This is a genomic window from Actinomadura fibrosa, assembly GCF_900659615.1.
In the GTDB taxonomy this organism is placed as follows: Bacteria; Actinomycetota; Actinomycetes; order Streptosporangiales; family Streptosporangiaceae; genus Spirillospora; species Spirillospora fibrosa.
Map to the genome: position 1 here is coordinate 1 of NZ_CAACUY010000079.1, position 13,380 is coordinate 13,380.

The window sequence follows — 13,380 nt, forward strand, 5'->3', positions numbered from 1 at the left end:
CGGGCGGCCCGGCCGTCAGTGGGCGCGGGCGGCCCGGCCGTCAGTGGGCGCGGGCGGGGCCGCGGTCAGTGGGTGCCGGCGGGGCCGCGGTCAGTGGGTGCGGGCGGGGCGGCGGTCGTCGCTCGGCAGCATGACCCAGAGCACGAGGTAGACGACGAACTGCGGGCCGGGCAGGAGGCAGGAGAGCAGCGCCAGCAGCCGGACGGTCCAGGGGGCCATGCCGAACCGGTGCGCGAGCCCGGCGCAGACCCCTCCGATGATCCGACCGTGGCGCGGGCGGTAGAGGCCGTTCATATGTCTTCTCCCCGATTCGTCGAGTGGTGAACGTGACCGCGTGTCTCGCGGCCACGTCCCCAAGCTACGAATCGGACAGGGGGCTCCACATCGCCCGCCAGGGTGGTTCTGGTGCCCTACTCCCGGATTAGGGGATGCCCCTTAAGGGGCGTTGTACTGCTTGACCAGCGCCGGGAGCGCGGCTAGGTCGTCCAGGACGAACAGGCAGTCGGCCAGCGCCTCGTCGTCCTCCTGGATGTGCCCCCAAGGGCCGCGCCTCAGGAACGCGACTTCCATCCCGTACTCCTGCGCGGGCCGAACGTCGTTGTCGATCCTGTCGCCCACGTAGAGGACGTGCTCAGGGAGGACGTCCGCGAGCTGGGCGCAGCGCTCGAAGAACTCGTGGGACGGCTTTCGGACGCCCCACACGTCCGAGATGCCGATGGCGTCCGCGGGGAGGCCGAGGGCCGCCATCTGCTCGGCCGCCTCGACGGGCTGGTTCCCGGCGATCCCGACGTACAGCCCCTGGTCGCGCAGGCCGGACAGGCACGCGCGCGCGTCCGGGTAGAGGTCGTCCGGGCCGAAGCCGTTCGGGACGCCCGCCTCGGCGCGCCGCTTCTGCTCGACCTCCAGGTCGAACCCGGGGCGGAAGTACTCGAAAAGGTCCCGGTGGGTGCGGCCGGTCGCCAGCAGCGCGCCGAGCTTGGCGAGGAAGGTGTGCCGCGGGACGCCCAGCCAGTCGGCCCAGCGCCCGTAGATCTCGCCTTCGTTGATGAGGGTCTCGCCGATGTCGAAGAACACGGCCTGGACGGCCCGGGGGGTGCTCTGGTTCACGCGCCGGCCAGCTCCACGCTCTCGCCGGGGGTGAGGCGGCGGAAGTCCTTGCCGAGCTCCTCGCCCGCGGTCTCGATCCACCGGGTCGTCACCTGGAGGCCGATGTCGTTGAGGAGCCCGTCGTGGACGACGAAGGCGCGCTCGGGGCGCACCTCGCGCGTGTACGCGAACAGCTCGGGGATCTTCAGCCAGGGCGCGTTGCCGGGCAGGCACAGCGTGCGCACGGGCTCGCTCGGGACGGTCAGCGCGTCGCCCGGGTGGAAGACCTCTCCGTCCACGAGGAAGCCGACGTTCGGGATGGGCGGGACGTCCGGGTGCAGGATCTCGTGGTCCTCGCCGTAGACGTGGACGTCGAATCCCACGACGCTCACCGAGTCCCCGTGGCCCACCTGGTGGACGCGTCCGCCGAGGTCGGCGAGGTTCTCCGCGACGACGCGGGACGTCCACACCTCCAGCTCGGGGTGCTCCGCCATGGCCTTGCGCAGGCCGTCGGCGTCGATGTGGTCGAAGTGCTCGTGGGTGATCAGGACGGCGTCGCTGGCGGCGAGGGCGTCGTCCGCGCCGCTGAACGCGCCGGGGTCGATGATCAGGGTCCGGTCGTCCTTGGTGAGCTGGACGCAGGCATGTCCGAGTTTGGTAAGGCGCATTGGACGATTTTTCCACGCCGGCGGGCCGCCCCCATTGACCGCCCCCGAACCCGTTGATAGAACACGTTCTACTTCCGGGTGCGCGCCCGGCGCAGGACGTTCCGCGCGCGGGCCCGGCCGAGGAGGCGGCGCCGATGCCCGTTCCCGACCAGCGCGACCCCGAGGTCACCCTGCGCAGCCTCACGGCCTGGCTCGACGGGCGCCTGCCCGGCGCCCGCATCGTCCATCTGGAGACCCCGCAGACGAGCGGCTTCTCCAACGAGACGCTGATGTTCGACGCCGAATGCGACGGTCGCGCCGAGCCGCTCGTCGCCCGCGTCGCCCCCGAGCGCTACCAGGTCTTCCCCGAGGCCCGCTTCGAGGAGCAGTACCGCCTCATGCGCGTCCTGGACGAGCGCACCGCCATCCCCGTCCCGCCGATCCGCTGGTACGAGCCGTCCCCGGACGTCCTCGGCGCCCCGTTCTTCGTCATGGGCCGCGTCGAGGGCCGCGTCCCGACCGACATGCCGCCCTACCACCTGGACGGCTGGGTCACGGAGATCGAGCCGTCCGAGCGGGCCGCGATGTGGTGGTCCACCCTGGAGATCCTCGCGCAGCTCCACCGGCTCGACGTGGACGACCTCGGCCTCGGCTTCCTGGACCAGCCCGCCTGGGGCTCCCCCGGCCTCGACCAGCGCCTCCGCTACTACGAGCACTACCTCCACTGGGCGTACAAGGGTCCGCAGCCCGTCGCGCTGGAGGCCCTCGCCTGGCTGAAGGCCAACCGCCCGGACGAACCCGACCCGCCCGCGGCCCTCTGGGGCGACGCCCGCATCGGCAACGTGATCTTCCAGTCCGGCACGCCCGCCGCCGTCCTCGACTGGGAGACCGCCGTCCTCGGCGCCCCCGAGGAGGACCTCGCCTGGTTCATGTTCCTGGACCGCCACCACTCCGAGGGCATCGGCGCCCCCCGCCTCGACGGCTTCCCGTCCTACGCCGACACCGTCGCCCGCTACGAGGACCTCCTCGGACGCCCGATGCGGAACATGGCGTACTACGAGGTCCTGTCCGGCTTCAAGTTCTCCGTGATCATGGCCCGGATCGGGCAGGCGATGATCGACTTCGGCTGGATCGAGGACACCAGCGAGTTCCCCCACGACAACAACTGCACCCGGCTGCTCGCCCGCGTCCTCCAAGGAGACCCGTGACGCTCTCCCCGCTCGACGACTACCCGATCCACCAGGCGCCCGAGGTCATGCGGCACGTCACCACCTCGGACCGCAACTTCTACGACCGCTACTACTTCAACGCCCACCCCTGCTCCGACGACCTGATGCTCATCATCGGCATCGGGCAGTACCCCAACCTCGGGGTCATGGACGCGTTCGCGGTCGTCCGTCGGGGGCCCCTGCACAAGGTCGTCCGGGCGTCCCGCGAACTCGGCACCGACCGGATGAACACGACCGTCGGCCCGTTCCGCGTCGACGTCATCGAGGGACTGAAACGGCTCCGGGTCGTCCTGGACGACACCGAACACGGCCTCTCGTTCGACCTCCTCTGGGAGGGCGCGATCCCCGCCACCCTGGAGCCCCCGCACTACCTGCGCTGGCAGGAACGCGTCATGTTCGACTCCCGGCGCCTCGCCCAGACCGGCCGCTGGACGGGCACCATCACCGTGGACGGCGAATCCATCCCCGTGACCCCCGACCACTGGTGGGGATCCCGCGACCGCTCCTGGGGCATCCGCCCCGTCGGCGAACCCGAACCCCCCGGCATCCAGGCGAAGAACACCGGAACCTTCTACTGGCTCTACGCCCCGATGCAGTTCGAGGACCACTCCATCCTGTGCATCGTCCAGGAGGACGAGAAAGGACGCCGCGTCCTCGAAGAGGCCACCCGCGTCTGGCCCGACCGCGAACCCGAGTACCTGGGACGCCCCGAATACCGTCCCGTCTACGCCCCGGACACACGCGACGTGACAGAAGCGACCATCCACTTCGCCCCGCCCGGCGGAGAACCATTCGACGTCCACGCCACGCCCCTGCTGCCCGTCCACATGATGGTCGGCACCGGATACGGACTGGAACCCGACTGGAAGCACGGCATGTACCAGGGGCCCGACCTCAAGGTCCAGGGCGTCACCTACGACGTCCGCAAACCCGACGACGCGTCCCGGATGTGGGGCATGGTCGACGCCGTGGCCCGGTACGACTATCCGGGCGGGACCGGCTACGGTCTGTTCGAGTACTGGGCGCTCGGTCCCCACCCGTCGTTCCCCGGGTGACACACTGGACCGGTGTCCACCGATCCGGAATTGGACCAGCAGGTGCGCGACCGCTACGGAACCTGGCGCGACCAACCGCGGGGCCTCGCCTGCGCGGTGATCGCCGCCTTCATGATCCTCACCACGGCGGCCTTCGTCTTCGCCGTCGTCGCCGTAGTGGCCGCCATGCGGTGACCCGCCACCGCACCGACGCCACCGCCGACCCGCCGCAGCGCCCGCGGAAACGGAAGGACCGGGGCGCCGCAGCGCCCCGGTCCCGGTCCTGATCGAGCGGGGAAGAGATCAGGACACGATCACTGGGCGTCCCCCTCGGCGATGGTGAACGCCACGTCCCCCTGCGGGTCCACCTGGGCGTCCAGGGTCTTGTCGTCGAGCAGCTCGGCCACGGTCGGTTCGAGGTAGACCTTGGCCCCCTCCTCCTCGACGACCTGGTCACCCGCCTCGGGCGCCGGCGCGACGGAGAGCCGCAGCGCGTCCGAGCCGTTGATCCCCGACTCGATACGTATACCGGTCTCGGGCGGAAGTTCCGGATTAGCCGTCACGGTGCGAATGACCTGAACGGCACCATCGGTCAGCGTGAGCATCTGGCGTCAGCTCCTCACGTCTCTCTGGTTCGGGGTCAGATTTGCCCCACCGTCCCCGCTGCCTCAGGGGGCAAACATCGTTCCTGGAATCTCCGGCCCGAGCCGCTGGAGGATCTCCCCGAAACGCCCCCAATCCTCCGGCGTCCGCCCGTCCCCGACCTCGATCCAGACACCGTTTCCCACGGTCACCCCGCCAAGCCCCCGGGCCCTGGACGCCCCCTCGGCACCCACCACCAACCCCACCGGAGCGGGCAATCCGCTGTATTGCGGCACGCTGGTCACGTCCCGCCGTCCCGGACACGCCTGAACCGTCAACGAAACCAGCGGATACCGGACGGCCGTCTCGACGATCCCCCTCATACCAGGCAGCGCCTCGACACCGACCCCCAGCGTGACCGTCTCCTCGACCCCCGAGAGGGTCCTTGAAATCTCCACCGTTGCGATCCCCGCCCCGACCACCACCAGGAAGGAAGGCCCGGGTGCCCGCTCCCGGCAGAGCTTCGTAACCTCCGCGATATCCCACGGGATCCCCGCAGGCTCGAAAAGCCCCCACCCCCTGGGCGCGTCCCCCGTCAGGCACCGGAACAGCGCCTCCGCGAACCCCCCGACCGCGAGCCCCTCCGCCGCCGGATACCGCACCGTCCCGCTGACGATCAGCTGCAACCCCTCAGCCTTCGCCTCCACGAACTCCCTGTGCGCCGCACCCCCGGGCAGGAACGCCTCCCCGTCCCACTCCATGACCTCACCGTTGAGGCCGTTGTAGTAGACGCCGTCCGCCCCCTTGACGGCCCAGGACGACCCGGGCCCACTGACCGCCAGCCTCATCGGCAACGTCAACCTGGACAGCGCACTCGTCGCGACGACAAGCCCCCGCCCGCTCTCCGCACAGACCCGCACCGCCTCCGCCATCCGCACCGACAGCGACACGACCACCCGGTTCTGGATGACGATGCCGACCTTCTCCGTCTCCACGTCCAACGCGGGATGCGTCACGAAGCCCCCCTCAACCCGGCCCGCTCGGCATAGGCAGGATCATCGGCCCAGACACTCCCGTCCAGCTGCAACGAAAGCTCCGCCGCGAACCGCATAGCCGGCACCTCGGCCCCGTCCACCTCACTCGCCCGCACCTCAATGAACCAAACCGGCACCGCAACAGGCCTCACCCCCGGCCCAAGCACCCGCTCAACCTCCCCCGGCACCCGCACAAGCACCGGCACCTCAACCGAAAACAAAACCCGCCCCCCTTCCCCCTCAGAAAACCACAAAACCCCATCCTCCCCAGAAACCCACAACTCCTCCCCCGCAACCCGAACCGCAGCCCCAAAAGTCGCCTCAGAAACCTCCCGCCCCGCCAAAACAACAATATCCTTACTCACCCCAAACCCCCTTCGATCGACGTCGATCTCAACTCAGTCATCGTCATCACTCTCCCCATAACGCTCAGCAAAATCCAACCAATGATTCGGCGTGAGAAACAAGCCGACCACCACTGAATAGTGGACGACGCCAAGAGTCTCGCGAGACCGACGCCAACGAACTTCCGGTATCGCACCAGGACGACGCCGAGTGGGTTCTCCCAGGACTTGACCAACAAGACCGACGGCCTCCGCGAAGAGATCTTGAAGCCACCATCGCTCAGCCGCCGATCGCCGATCGATACGGGAACACAGGTCAACAGATATCGTCTCGACCCCGCCGTGGTCGTCGAGCACCAACTCTCCGCTCTTGGTACCTACGCCTATATCGAGTTCGACGATCGCCTCGTCCCTGTACTCGACCGTCCACCCGAATTCATCTATGAGCCAATCGATATCCTTTGAGGTCCACGACCAGCGCAGGTCACGCAAGGCCTCAACCAGCTCGCGAACCTGCTGGTCCCCCAGTCTCCGCCGACTCCCCATAGCGTCCGCCTCTTCACATCTCTCCGCGAGCCAGCTTATCGAGGTGTGCGTTCGACGCTAGGAAGATCCTGGCGACAGTCGAGGAGCGAGCAAGCCCGACCGTGGATTCGACGCCACGCCACCAGACTTCTGGCACTTCCTTGGGCAATCGATCCGTCGGTTCGGCCAGCGCCCGCGTGACAAGCTCCACCGCATGCACGAACCGGTCATGCAGATACCATCGCTCTGATGGCGAAGTGTCGTCGATGTACGAGCACAGGGCCACAGCGATCTTCGCTACCTTGCCTGATGCGTCACAATGGATATCACCACTGGCCATCCCTAGACCTGTGTCGAGTTGCGCACTGCCCTTGTACTCGAACTCGACCGTCCATCCGAACCTTTTGGCGAGTTCACCAATCTCCGCCGGATCCCACGACCAACGAAGGTCACGAAAGCTCATCGCAAGGTCGACGATCTCCTGATCGACCAACTCGTCCGGACCAGACATACCGCTCACCTCACCGACAAAGCGTTCCGTTGGCATCCATAACAGTGTGGGTCTACGAACGGACGCGATGAATCACTCCTTCGCTCTCAACCCACGTTCCTCAAGTCGTACAAGCCGGAAGGGACGATTTCCTTTACGGTCGTTCCACGCGCGATAACGCCATGTTTCAGGCGATGCGATCCCGTAGCCATCACGCAGAGCCACCACCATCTTCTCGGTCAGCGCTCGGTACTCAACATGAGACGCCGGCCACCCGAGCTGAAGGGTCCAGTTCTCGTACTCTGCGTTCGGTGCCGTCCAGCCGGCCAGGGAGATCTTCTGCTCTCCCTCGACAGACGCTCGGCTGGAATCGTCAAGGAACGCATTGCCCACCACATCAACGTCGAGCTGGTCATCATCCTGAGCGAACTGAACGTAGCGGCCCGACTCTCCCGGCTCGGAGATCACCACAAGGGCGCCCGCCGCGAGCGTAGCCATGTCCTCGGCAAGAGCGTCCGCAAAAGTCTCCCAGTCCATAGCGCTTACCCACCCCCTCTCAACTCCCAGCGGCGATGCTCTCGCCGAGAACTCTCGACCGCATCAAGCTTCTCCTGGAGCCAAGCCGGTATGTTCTCGGGCTCCCTCGGGAACCGTTCGAGATCTTCAACATAGCTTTCGGGCACCACCGGCGCCGCCCACTCCGGCTCGTTGTCGAAATCATAGTCGATGGAAAAGCGCCCAGATCTGGACAGTCGAAACTCCACCGTGAACCAAGCACCCTTGCCGCGTTCATACATCATCGCCCGGAGCTCGTCGAAGATCTCGTCCAAGTCACACTCATGACTGATACTGAAATTCACGACTTCACCGCTGACCGACTTGGCCATGACCACCTCCTCACTCACGCGATAAAGGAAGCGCTCAGTCAAGACGACTTCTTCCCACCCCAGTGGAGCATTGCTAAGCACAACATCTTTGACGCGCCCAACAAGACGCTCATAGGCGATCGCCAGCTCACTATCCATCACACCACACCACGACGTCGAGGATGTGAGAGCGAGGACACGGCACGTCCTTGCTCGACCACCTCCTGCAACTCCTCAGGAATACGACTATCACGCGCCAAACGGTCCAGGTAGGGCAACGCTTTCGACTGCCCTGCACTGGCAAGAGCCACGATCAACCTAGGGCCCTTAACGCCTACCTTTGGCGCACACCCGGCCACCAGATCCATGAAATGGTCAAGCTCGGGACTACCTGGCTCCTGTTTAAACTTATCAATGAGCCAGCTCGTTACCCTTCGGATCTGCACGTCCACGACTGTCGATGCCCAGATCCAACCGATGGCGCGTACGAACTCAGCGGGAACTTGCTCCCATGAAGTGCCGATCAAGGCCGGGTCGAGACTTTGCGCCCACCGCTGCACGTTGCTCCAGGTGAGGTCACCCGTAGCGGGCATGGCTTCAGCAAGGCCGCCTTCAAACGCAAACCATGGAGCATCATCCAGCAACGTCGTTGCCGCTGATGCGGCGGCGACATCGCCGCTGCGTCGTTCAGGGAATTCCAGGAGCTTTCCAAGAGCATGGATCGCAGAACGAACGTCTTCCCGGGTTCCGGCAGGTTTCGGGGCTGCCTCGCCTATGTCGCCTCCGACGACGTCCCAGGGCCACGGAACCTCCGCGAGCTCCATAGCGATCACATCACCACCGAGATCACCGTCCATAGGCGCACCTGGCGGTCTTCTCGTGCTGCTCGGTGCGCTGCCAGTGAAGCCAAGGCGCTCTCGATCTCATCCGGGCTCCTGGGCAGTCGTGCCATTCGCTCGCGGAACTTCCCAATGAAGGCATCGTTCACACTCCATGGCGGTGAGACCTCGGCCAACTCATCGGCGATAGGACCTGACCAGCCAGGAACACTACTCCCGGGCATACCTCGCCCTTCTCCCAGTGTCCTGTGGGCCGAGTACGGCCGTGGGCATACAGGTGGACGCAATCGCTCACTCTTCCGACCCCAACCCGCGGTCTTCGAGTCGTGCGAGCCGGAATGGACGATTTCCTTTACGGTCGTTCCATGCACGATAACGCCAGGACTCGGGAGATGTGATCCCGTAGCCATCACGCAAAGCCAAAACGATCTTCTCGGTCAGCACCCGATAGTCGGCATGGGACGCCGGCCACGCGAGCTCAGAGGTCCAGTTATCGTGCGCTACTTTCGGTGCCGTCCACCCGGCTTGGGAGATCTTCTGCTCCCCCTCCGCAGAGGTTCGGCTGGACTCGTCAAGGAACGCGTTGGCCACCACCTCCGCGTGGAGCCGGTCATCTTGCTGGCTGAACTGGACGTAGCGGCGCCACCCCGGCTCTCCCGGCTCGGAGATCACCACAAGGGCGCCCGCCGCGAGCGTCACCAAGTCCTCGGCGAGACCGTCCGCGAAAGACCCCCAGTCCACAGTGCTCACCGGCCCCCTTGCAGCTTCCAGCGGCGATACTCTCGCCGGGAAGCTTCGACCGCATCAAGCTTCTCCTGGAACCAAACCGGTATCTTCTCGGAATCCTTCGGGAACTGTTCGAGATCTTCAACATAGCTTTCGGGTACCACCGGCACCGCCCACTCCGGCTCGTTGTCGAAACCATAGTCGATGGAGAAAACACCCAACTTCGACAGCCGAAACTCCGCCATGAACCAAGTCCGATGACGTCAAAGATGGGAAGCGAAGGCAAGGGACGTCCCGTTGATCGAATCTGCGTGCACCCCTACTTGTCTGGCCGTAGCGATCTAGCTTGGGCGGCGCAGCCAGATACGCTCCTGCTCAACGGCCTCCTGCGACTCCTCAGGGAGGCGGCTATCGCGCGCCAAACGATCCAGGTAAGGCAACGCTTTTGACTGGCCCGCACTGCTGAGAGCCGTGATCAGCGAAGGCCCCTTAACGCCTACCTTTGACGCACGCTCGGATACCAGATCCATGAAATAGTCAAGTTCGGGATTGCCTGGCTCCTGTTCGAACTTGTCAACGAGCCAATCCGTTACCTTCTCGATCTGCATATCGACGACTGTCGATGCCCAGATCCAACCGATGGCGCGCACGAATTCAGCGGGAGCATGTTCCCATGAACCGCCGATCAAGGCCGGGTCGAAACTCCGCGCCCACCGCTGCACGTTACTCCAGGTGAGGTCACCCGTAGTGGGCATGGCTTCGGCAAGGCCACGTTCGAACGCGAACCACGGAGCATCGTCCAGCAAAGTCGTTGCCGCTGATGCGGCAGCGACATCGCCGCTGCGTCGTTCAAGGAACTCCAAGAGCTTGCCGAGAGCACGGATCGCAGACCGAACGTCTTCCCGGGTTCCGGCAGGTACCGGAACTGCCTCGCCTATGTCGCTCCCGACGACGTCCCATGGCCACGGAACCTCCGCGAGCTCTACGGCGATCACATCGCCGCCGACATCACCGTCCATGCGCATACCTCAGAGCATCCTCGAGAGTCCGCATCTCAGGCTGCGCATAAAAGTCACCAACACCCCTTCCGGGGTTTTGTTTCAGCCACTCGACATACTTCTCTCCTATTGCTGCCCGGAAGTCTCTCACCTCAACTGGCGTTAGGGTCCTCTTGCCGACGGTCAAGTGATAATCCTTCTCGTAAAGTCTTTGGAAGATATTGCGACGATATCTGAAAAGATCGGTCCATCCTTCTTCCCTTGGCATCCTATAACCAATCTTGCGCTCCTCTGGATCTAGTCGATACCATCTATTAATGTTACGGTGTTGCGACTTATCGATGTTGCCGTCCAGTGCGTTCGGAGTGTCCTTCACGTCCTCAAGGTGGAAGATGCCGTCGGACGTCTTGTAAAGCAAATCGGCCTGGTGTACCGGACCGATGTCGATCGTCACGCCGCCACCCAGGTCGATGGGGTGCCTGCCCAGTGTGGCATGGGTCAGCACCTGCGTTCCGGGGGCGAGATCGGCCGTCTCGATCACGTCTCTCGCGCCCATGATCTCTGAATGGCGCTCCATGAATTGTTTGGTATGCGAGGCGTTGTGGAGGTTCGCGAGCAGCTGGCCGAAGCTGTGCGGGTGGAGCTTGCCGCTGTTCATCGCCGTGTCGAGGTCGCGTAGCGCCGTTGCCACCTGGGACGAGGTCGGCCTGCCCGGCGTATCCGCCTGGTCGATGAGCCCCTCGATGTGCATCCGCAGGTTGGCGCGCTTCGGGGGGCCCAGGAGGCGCAGCGCCCCTTCTTTGGTGAGGCCCATGTGCTCCAAGGCCTCCACCGTCCTCGGGTCCGGTGCAGGCGCCTGGTGGCCTCCACGCTCGCCTGGATAGACAGATGGGTCAGTTCCTGACGTCTTGTGGGGAGGCGTGGTACCGCTGTCCGACGTTGGTTCGCCACCGGACGTCGGCTGGCCCTCCTGGCCGGGCGTCTCTCCCGATGACGGAGACTTCCCGTGTGTGGGTGGGGGGTCTTGGGGGCTGGAGGGTGGGGGTTTGTCGGGGCCGGGTGGGGTGTGGGTGTTGTTTAGTTCTTGGGGGGTTCTTGGGGGGCCGGCTAGGGCTGGTTCTCTTGGGAGTTGGGGGTCTGTTAGGTGGGGTGGTTTTACTTCGGCGGGGCCCTTGCCTGGGATTTCGAAGTCGCCTGCGCCTGGGCGGCCTATCGTGGGGGGTTTTGTCGGGTCTTCTAGGCGGGGGAGGTCTGCGTCTAGTTTTACGGGGGCCGCTTCGGCGCTGCGTAGGCCGCGGAGGAGGTTGGCGGCCTTCGTACCGCCCATGGTGACGGTCGTTAGAGGGTCGAAGAAGCGGGCGCCTTTGAGGGCCATTTGGGCGCCTCGGCCGGCGAAGGTGGTGGCCTTGGGGCCTGTTTTCTTGAGGGTGGCCAGCATCAGGATGTTGCCGACCACCTGGCCGCTGGCGCGGGCCGGGTCGCGGCGCCACTCGTCCCAGGCGGTGAGGCCCTTGAACTGGGAGACGTGGGAGTCCCAGACCATCTTGCGGACGGACGGAATCATCAGCAGGGTCTGCGCGCCCGGGAAGCTGACGATGAAGGACGTGGCGGCCCATTTGCCGAGGCCGGTCCAGGATTCCTTGAAGGCCTTGCCGCCTTGGAGGCCCACGAGGGACGAGAAGCCGCCCCAGGTGACGTCCCAGATTCCCTTGCCGAAGCGGCCCGCGCCGTTCCAGGCGTCGTAGTACCAGGGGAGGTCGGCCTTTTCGGGGGTGCCCCAGGGCGGGATCGTGGACGCCGGTGGGGTGTCGGTGCAGATGGGGGCGGGGGCGTGGCCGCCGTAGGCGGCGTAGATCTTGGCGGCGCAGCGTTCCTCGGCGGCGAGAAGGGCTTCGGCCTGGCCGCGGACGGCGGATTCGAGCCGGTTGTTCTCCTTCACCATGTCGTCGTCCTTGAGCCATTCCGTGCCCATGGGGTCGGCCTTGGCGAGGAAGGCGTTGGCTTCGGTGAGGAGGGTCTGGAGGCGGCTCTTGATGGGGGCGATCTCGGCGGCGTAGGTGTCGAGGGCCTGCGCTACCTGCCAGAGCTGCCAGCCGAATCTGGCGGTCTCGGTCTGGACGGGTTTGGCGGCGGTGCGGAGCAGGTCGCCTTCGGGGGCGTGGTAGACGCCCTCGTTGAGGCCGGTGGACCAGCGGTCGTTGACGTTCTCGCCGACGGTGCGGATGCCGTTGGCGGCGGCGCGGAGGCGGCCGACCTCGTGCTGGACTCCGGCGGGGTCGAGGGCCCCGGCCATCAGCTCGATGCCGTTCGCGTTGATCATTTGTGCGGCCGCCTCAGGTCGGCGGGGGTGGGGGCGCGGCCGGCGTTGCGCTGGGCGTTCTCGGCCATCTCCTCGTCGCCGGTCAGGTAGGCGTGCGTGGCGAGGGTGGCGCCGCGGATGCAGTTGGACGTGCGCTTGGCGGCGAACGCGAGGGTGTACTGGTGGTGCTCGCCGAAGCCGGCGAGGGCCGCCTTGATCCGGTCGCTGCCGGACGCGTACCCGGCGCTGTACATGGCGTCGCCGTAGGTCTCGGCGTGGCCCTTGAGCGGTTCGATCGCCGCGATGGTCCGGGCCAGCGCGCTGCGCACCCCCGCGACATGGATGTTCCAGCCCTCAATCGCCATCGGCACTCCCCCGGGTTCTGACAGCGTCGCAGGAGAGAGTAAAGGCGGCTATGGAGAGATGAAAGGCCTATTTTGACAGTTGTCGCACTTTTGGACGCCCCGATCAGCGGAACCTGCCGGGACGGAAGTTGTCCGGTGGGGGCTCGGGTCCGGCGGGTCCGCCGCGGGCCTCCTGTTCGGCCAGTTCGGTGAGGAGGGCGAGGTCGGCGTTCATCGCCTCGGTCTCCGCGGTGATGCTGTCCACGGTGTCGAAGTCCGGGTCGTCCGAGATGTCGTCCGGGGGCTCTACCTGTTGGAACTTCATGGGCGCATGGTC

The 13,380-nt window shown here is 65.7% G+C and carries 20 protein-coding genes; 3 read left to right on the plus strand and 17 right to left on the minus strand.

All coding sequences use genetic code 11. The features are described 5' to 3' along the window. Window positions 1–90 precede the first annotated feature (90 nt). The 3 genes from E1300_RS24785 to E1300_RS24795 all read right to left on the minus strand — a co-directional run bounded on the left by E1300_RS24785 (window position 91) and on the right by E1300_RS24795 (window position 1,754). Window positions 91–294 (minus strand): PspC domain-containing protein, encoded by a 204-nt coding sequence (locus E1300_RS24785; RefSeq protein ID WP_131759462.1) that lies wholly within the window; start codon window positions 292–294, stop codon window positions 91–93. A 141-nt stretch (window positions 295–435) separates the two neighbouring features. Then, window positions 436–1,107 (minus strand): HAD family hydrolase, encoded by a 672-nt coding sequence (locus E1300_RS24790; protein WP_131759463.1) that lies wholly within the window; start codon window positions 1,105–1,107, stop codon window positions 436–438. Beyond that, window positions 1,104–1,754, minus strand: a complete 651-nt coding sequence (locus E1300_RS24795) for an MBL fold metallo-hydrolase (protein WP_131759464.1) — start codon at window positions 1,752–1,754, stop codon at window positions 1,104–1,106. The genes E1300_RS24790 and E1300_RS24795 overlap by 4 nt, the downstream gene beginning before the upstream one ends. Before the next feature lie 134 nt (window positions 1,755–1,888). On the opposite strand from E1300_RS24795, the gene E1300_RS24800 reads away from it, so the two are divergent. Genes E1300_RS24800 through E1300_RS50305 form a run of 3 tightly spaced genes read left to right on the plus strand, consistent with a single transcriptional unit; the run spans window position 1,889 to window position 4,191 of the window. Then, complete coding sequence (locus tag E1300_RS24800; protein WP_131759465.1) at window positions 1,889–2,941, plus strand: phosphotransferase family protein; 1,053 nt, start codon at window positions 1,889–1,891, stop codon at window positions 2,939–2,941. Further along, complete coding sequence (locus E1300_RS24805) at window positions 2,938–4,017, plus strand: Rv3169 family protein (protein WP_207399936.1); 1,080 nt, start codon at window positions 2,938–2,940, stop codon at window positions 4,015–4,017. The genes E1300_RS24800 and E1300_RS24805 overlap by 4 nt, the downstream gene beginning before the upstream one ends. A 12-nt stretch (window positions 4,018–4,029) precedes the next feature. Next, entirely contained in the window at window positions 4,030–4,191 is a 162-nt protein-coding gene (locus E1300_RS50305; RefSeq protein WP_165502981.1) for a hypothetical protein, read from the plus strand. 119 nt (window positions 4,192–4,310) lie between these two features. On the opposite strand, the gene E1300_RS24810 is transcribed toward E1300_RS50305, so the two are convergent. The 14 genes from E1300_RS24810 to E1300_RS24875 form a co-directional block, all read right to left on the minus strand. Further along, on the minus strand, window positions 4,311–4,559 hold the full coding sequence (locus E1300_RS24810) for a Fe-S cluster assembly protein HesB (RefSeq protein WP_242619386.1): 249 nt from the start codon (window positions 4,557–4,559) through the stop codon (window positions 4,311–4,313). Window positions 4,560–4,664: 105 nt separating this feature from the next. Next, window positions 4,665–5,594 carry a DUF6177 family protein gene (locus tag E1300_RS24815; RefSeq protein WP_131759467.1) on the minus strand — a complete coding sequence of 310 codons (930 nt, stop codon included), beginning with the start codon at window positions 5,592–5,594 and terminating at the stop codon, window positions 4,665–4,667. After that, entirely contained in the window at window positions 5,591–5,977 is a 387-nt protein-coding gene (locus E1300_RS24820) for a hypothetical protein (protein WP_131759468.1), read from the minus strand. The genes E1300_RS24815 and E1300_RS24820 overlap by 4 nt, the downstream gene beginning before the upstream one ends. A gap of 33 nt (window positions 5,978–6,010) precedes the next feature. Further along, the gene (locus E1300_RS54025) at window positions 6,011–6,502 is read right to left on the minus strand and encodes a DUF6301 family protein (protein WP_370785178.1); all 492 of its coding nucleotides are present in this window, start codon (window positions 6,500–6,502) and stop codon (window positions 6,011–6,013) included. Between the two features lie 13 nt (window positions 6,503–6,515). After that, window positions 6,516–7,028, minus strand: a complete 513-nt coding sequence (locus E1300_RS24830; protein WP_131759470.1) for a DUF6301 family protein — start codon at window positions 7,026–7,028, stop codon at window positions 6,516–6,518. 36 nt (window positions 7,029–7,064) lie between these two features. Continuing rightward, complete coding sequence (locus tag E1300_RS24835; protein ID WP_131759471.1) at window positions 7,065–7,508, minus strand: TY-Chap domain-containing protein; 444 nt, start codon at window positions 7,506–7,508, stop codon at window positions 7,065–7,067. 5 nt (window positions 7,509–7,513) lie between these two features. Continuing rightward, on the minus strand, window positions 7,514–7,996 hold the full coding sequence (locus E1300_RS24840; protein WP_242619387.1) for an immunity protein YezG family protein: 483 nt from the start codon (window positions 7,994–7,996) through the stop codon (window positions 7,514–7,516). Further along, a complete protein-coding gene (locus E1300_RS24845) occupies window positions 7,996–8,694 on the minus strand; it encodes a hypothetical protein (protein WP_131759472.1) in 699 nt (232 codons plus the stop codon). The genes E1300_RS24840 and E1300_RS24845 overlap by 1 nt, the downstream gene beginning before the upstream one ends. A 273-nt stretch (window positions 8,695–8,967) precedes the next feature. After that, window positions 8,968–9,426, minus strand: a complete 459-nt coding sequence (locus tag E1300_RS24850; protein WP_131759473.1) for a TY-Chap domain-containing protein — start codon at window positions 9,424–9,426, stop codon at window positions 8,968–8,970. Beyond that, the gene (locus E1300_RS24855) at window positions 9,423–9,647 is read right to left on the minus strand and encodes a hypothetical protein (protein ID WP_131759474.1); all 225 of its coding nucleotides are present in this window, start codon (window positions 9,645–9,647) and stop codon (window positions 9,423–9,425) included. The genes E1300_RS24850 and E1300_RS24855 overlap by 4 nt, the downstream gene beginning before the upstream one ends. 96 nt (window positions 9,648–9,743) lie before the next feature. Further along, window positions 9,744–10,421: a hypothetical protein gene (locus tag E1300_RS24860; protein ID WP_131759475.1), complete on the minus strand. Its 678-nt coding sequence runs from the start codon at window positions 10,419–10,421 to the stop codon at window positions 9,744–9,746. Further along, entirely contained in the window at window positions 10,411–12,720 is a 2,310-nt protein-coding gene (locus E1300_RS53500) for a hypothetical protein (protein WP_131759476.1), read from the minus strand. The genes E1300_RS24860 and E1300_RS53500 overlap by 11 nt, the downstream gene beginning before the upstream one ends. After that, entirely contained in the window at window positions 12,717–13,064 is a 348-nt protein-coding gene (locus E1300_RS24870; protein ID WP_131759477.1) for a DUF6507 family protein, read from the minus strand. Before E1300_RS24870 ends, E1300_RS53500 begins: the two co-directional genes overlap by 4 nt. Window positions 13,065–13,167: 103 nt before the next feature. Next, on the minus strand, window positions 13,168–13,368 hold the full coding sequence (locus E1300_RS24875) for a hypothetical protein (protein ID WP_131759478.1): 201 nt from the start codon (window positions 13,366–13,368) through the stop codon (window positions 13,168–13,170). Between the last annotated feature and the right edge of the window lie 12 nt (window positions 13,369–13,380).

Bases quoted from the DNA above. Each gene is read 5' to 3' on its own strand.
- E1300_RS24785 (WP_131759462.1), bottom strand. From the start codon at position 294: ATGAACGGCCTCTACCGCCCGCGCCACGGTCGGATCATCGGAGGGGTC.
- E1300_RS24795 (WP_131759464.1), bottom strand. From the start codon at position 1,754: ATGCGCCTTACCAAACTCGGACATGCCTGCGTCCAGCTCACCAAGGAC.
- E1300_RS24800 (WP_131759465.1), top strand. From the start codon at position 1,889: ATGCCCGTTCCCGACCAGCGCGACCCCGAGGTCACCCTGCGCAGCCTC.
- E1300_RS54025 (WP_370785178.1), bottom strand. From the start codon at position 6,502: ATGGGGAGTCGGCGGAGACTGGGGGACCAGCAGGTTCGCGAGCTGGTT.
- E1300_RS24830 (WP_131759470.1), bottom strand. From the start codon at position 7,028: ATGCCAACGGAACGCTTTGTCGGTGAGGTGAGCGGTATGTCTGGTCCG.
- E1300_RS24835 (WP_131759471.1), bottom strand. From the start codon at position 7,508: ATGGACTGGGAGACTTTTGCGGACGCTCTTGCCGAGGACATGGCTACG.
- E1300_RS24840 (WP_242619387.1), bottom strand. From the start codon at position 7,996: ATGGATAGTGAGCTGGCGATCGCCTATGAGCGTCTTGTTGGGCGCGTC.
- E1300_RS24845 (WP_131759472.1), bottom strand. From the start codon at position 8,694: ATGGACGGTGATCTCGGTGGTGATGTGATCGCTATGGAGCTCGCGGAG.
- E1300_RS24855 (WP_131759474.1), bottom strand. From the start codon at position 9,647: ATGGCGGAGTTTCGGCTGTCGAAGTTGGGTGTTTTCTCCATCGACTAT.
- E1300_RS24860 (WP_131759475.1), bottom strand. From the start codon at position 10,421: ATGGACGGTGATGTCGGCGGCGATGTGATCGCCGTAGAGCTCGCGGAG.
- E1300_RS53500 (WP_131759476.1), bottom strand. From the start codon at position 12,720: ATGATCAACGCGAACGGCATCGAGCTGATGGCCGGGGCCCTCGACCCC.
- E1300_RS24870 (WP_131759477.1), bottom strand. From the start codon at position 13,064: ATGGCGATTGAGGGCTGGAACATCCATGTCGCGGGGGTGCGCAGCGCG.
- E1300_RS24875 (WP_131759478.1), bottom strand. From the start codon at position 13,368: ATGAAGTTCCAACAGGTAGAGCCCCCGGACGACATCTCGGACGACCCG.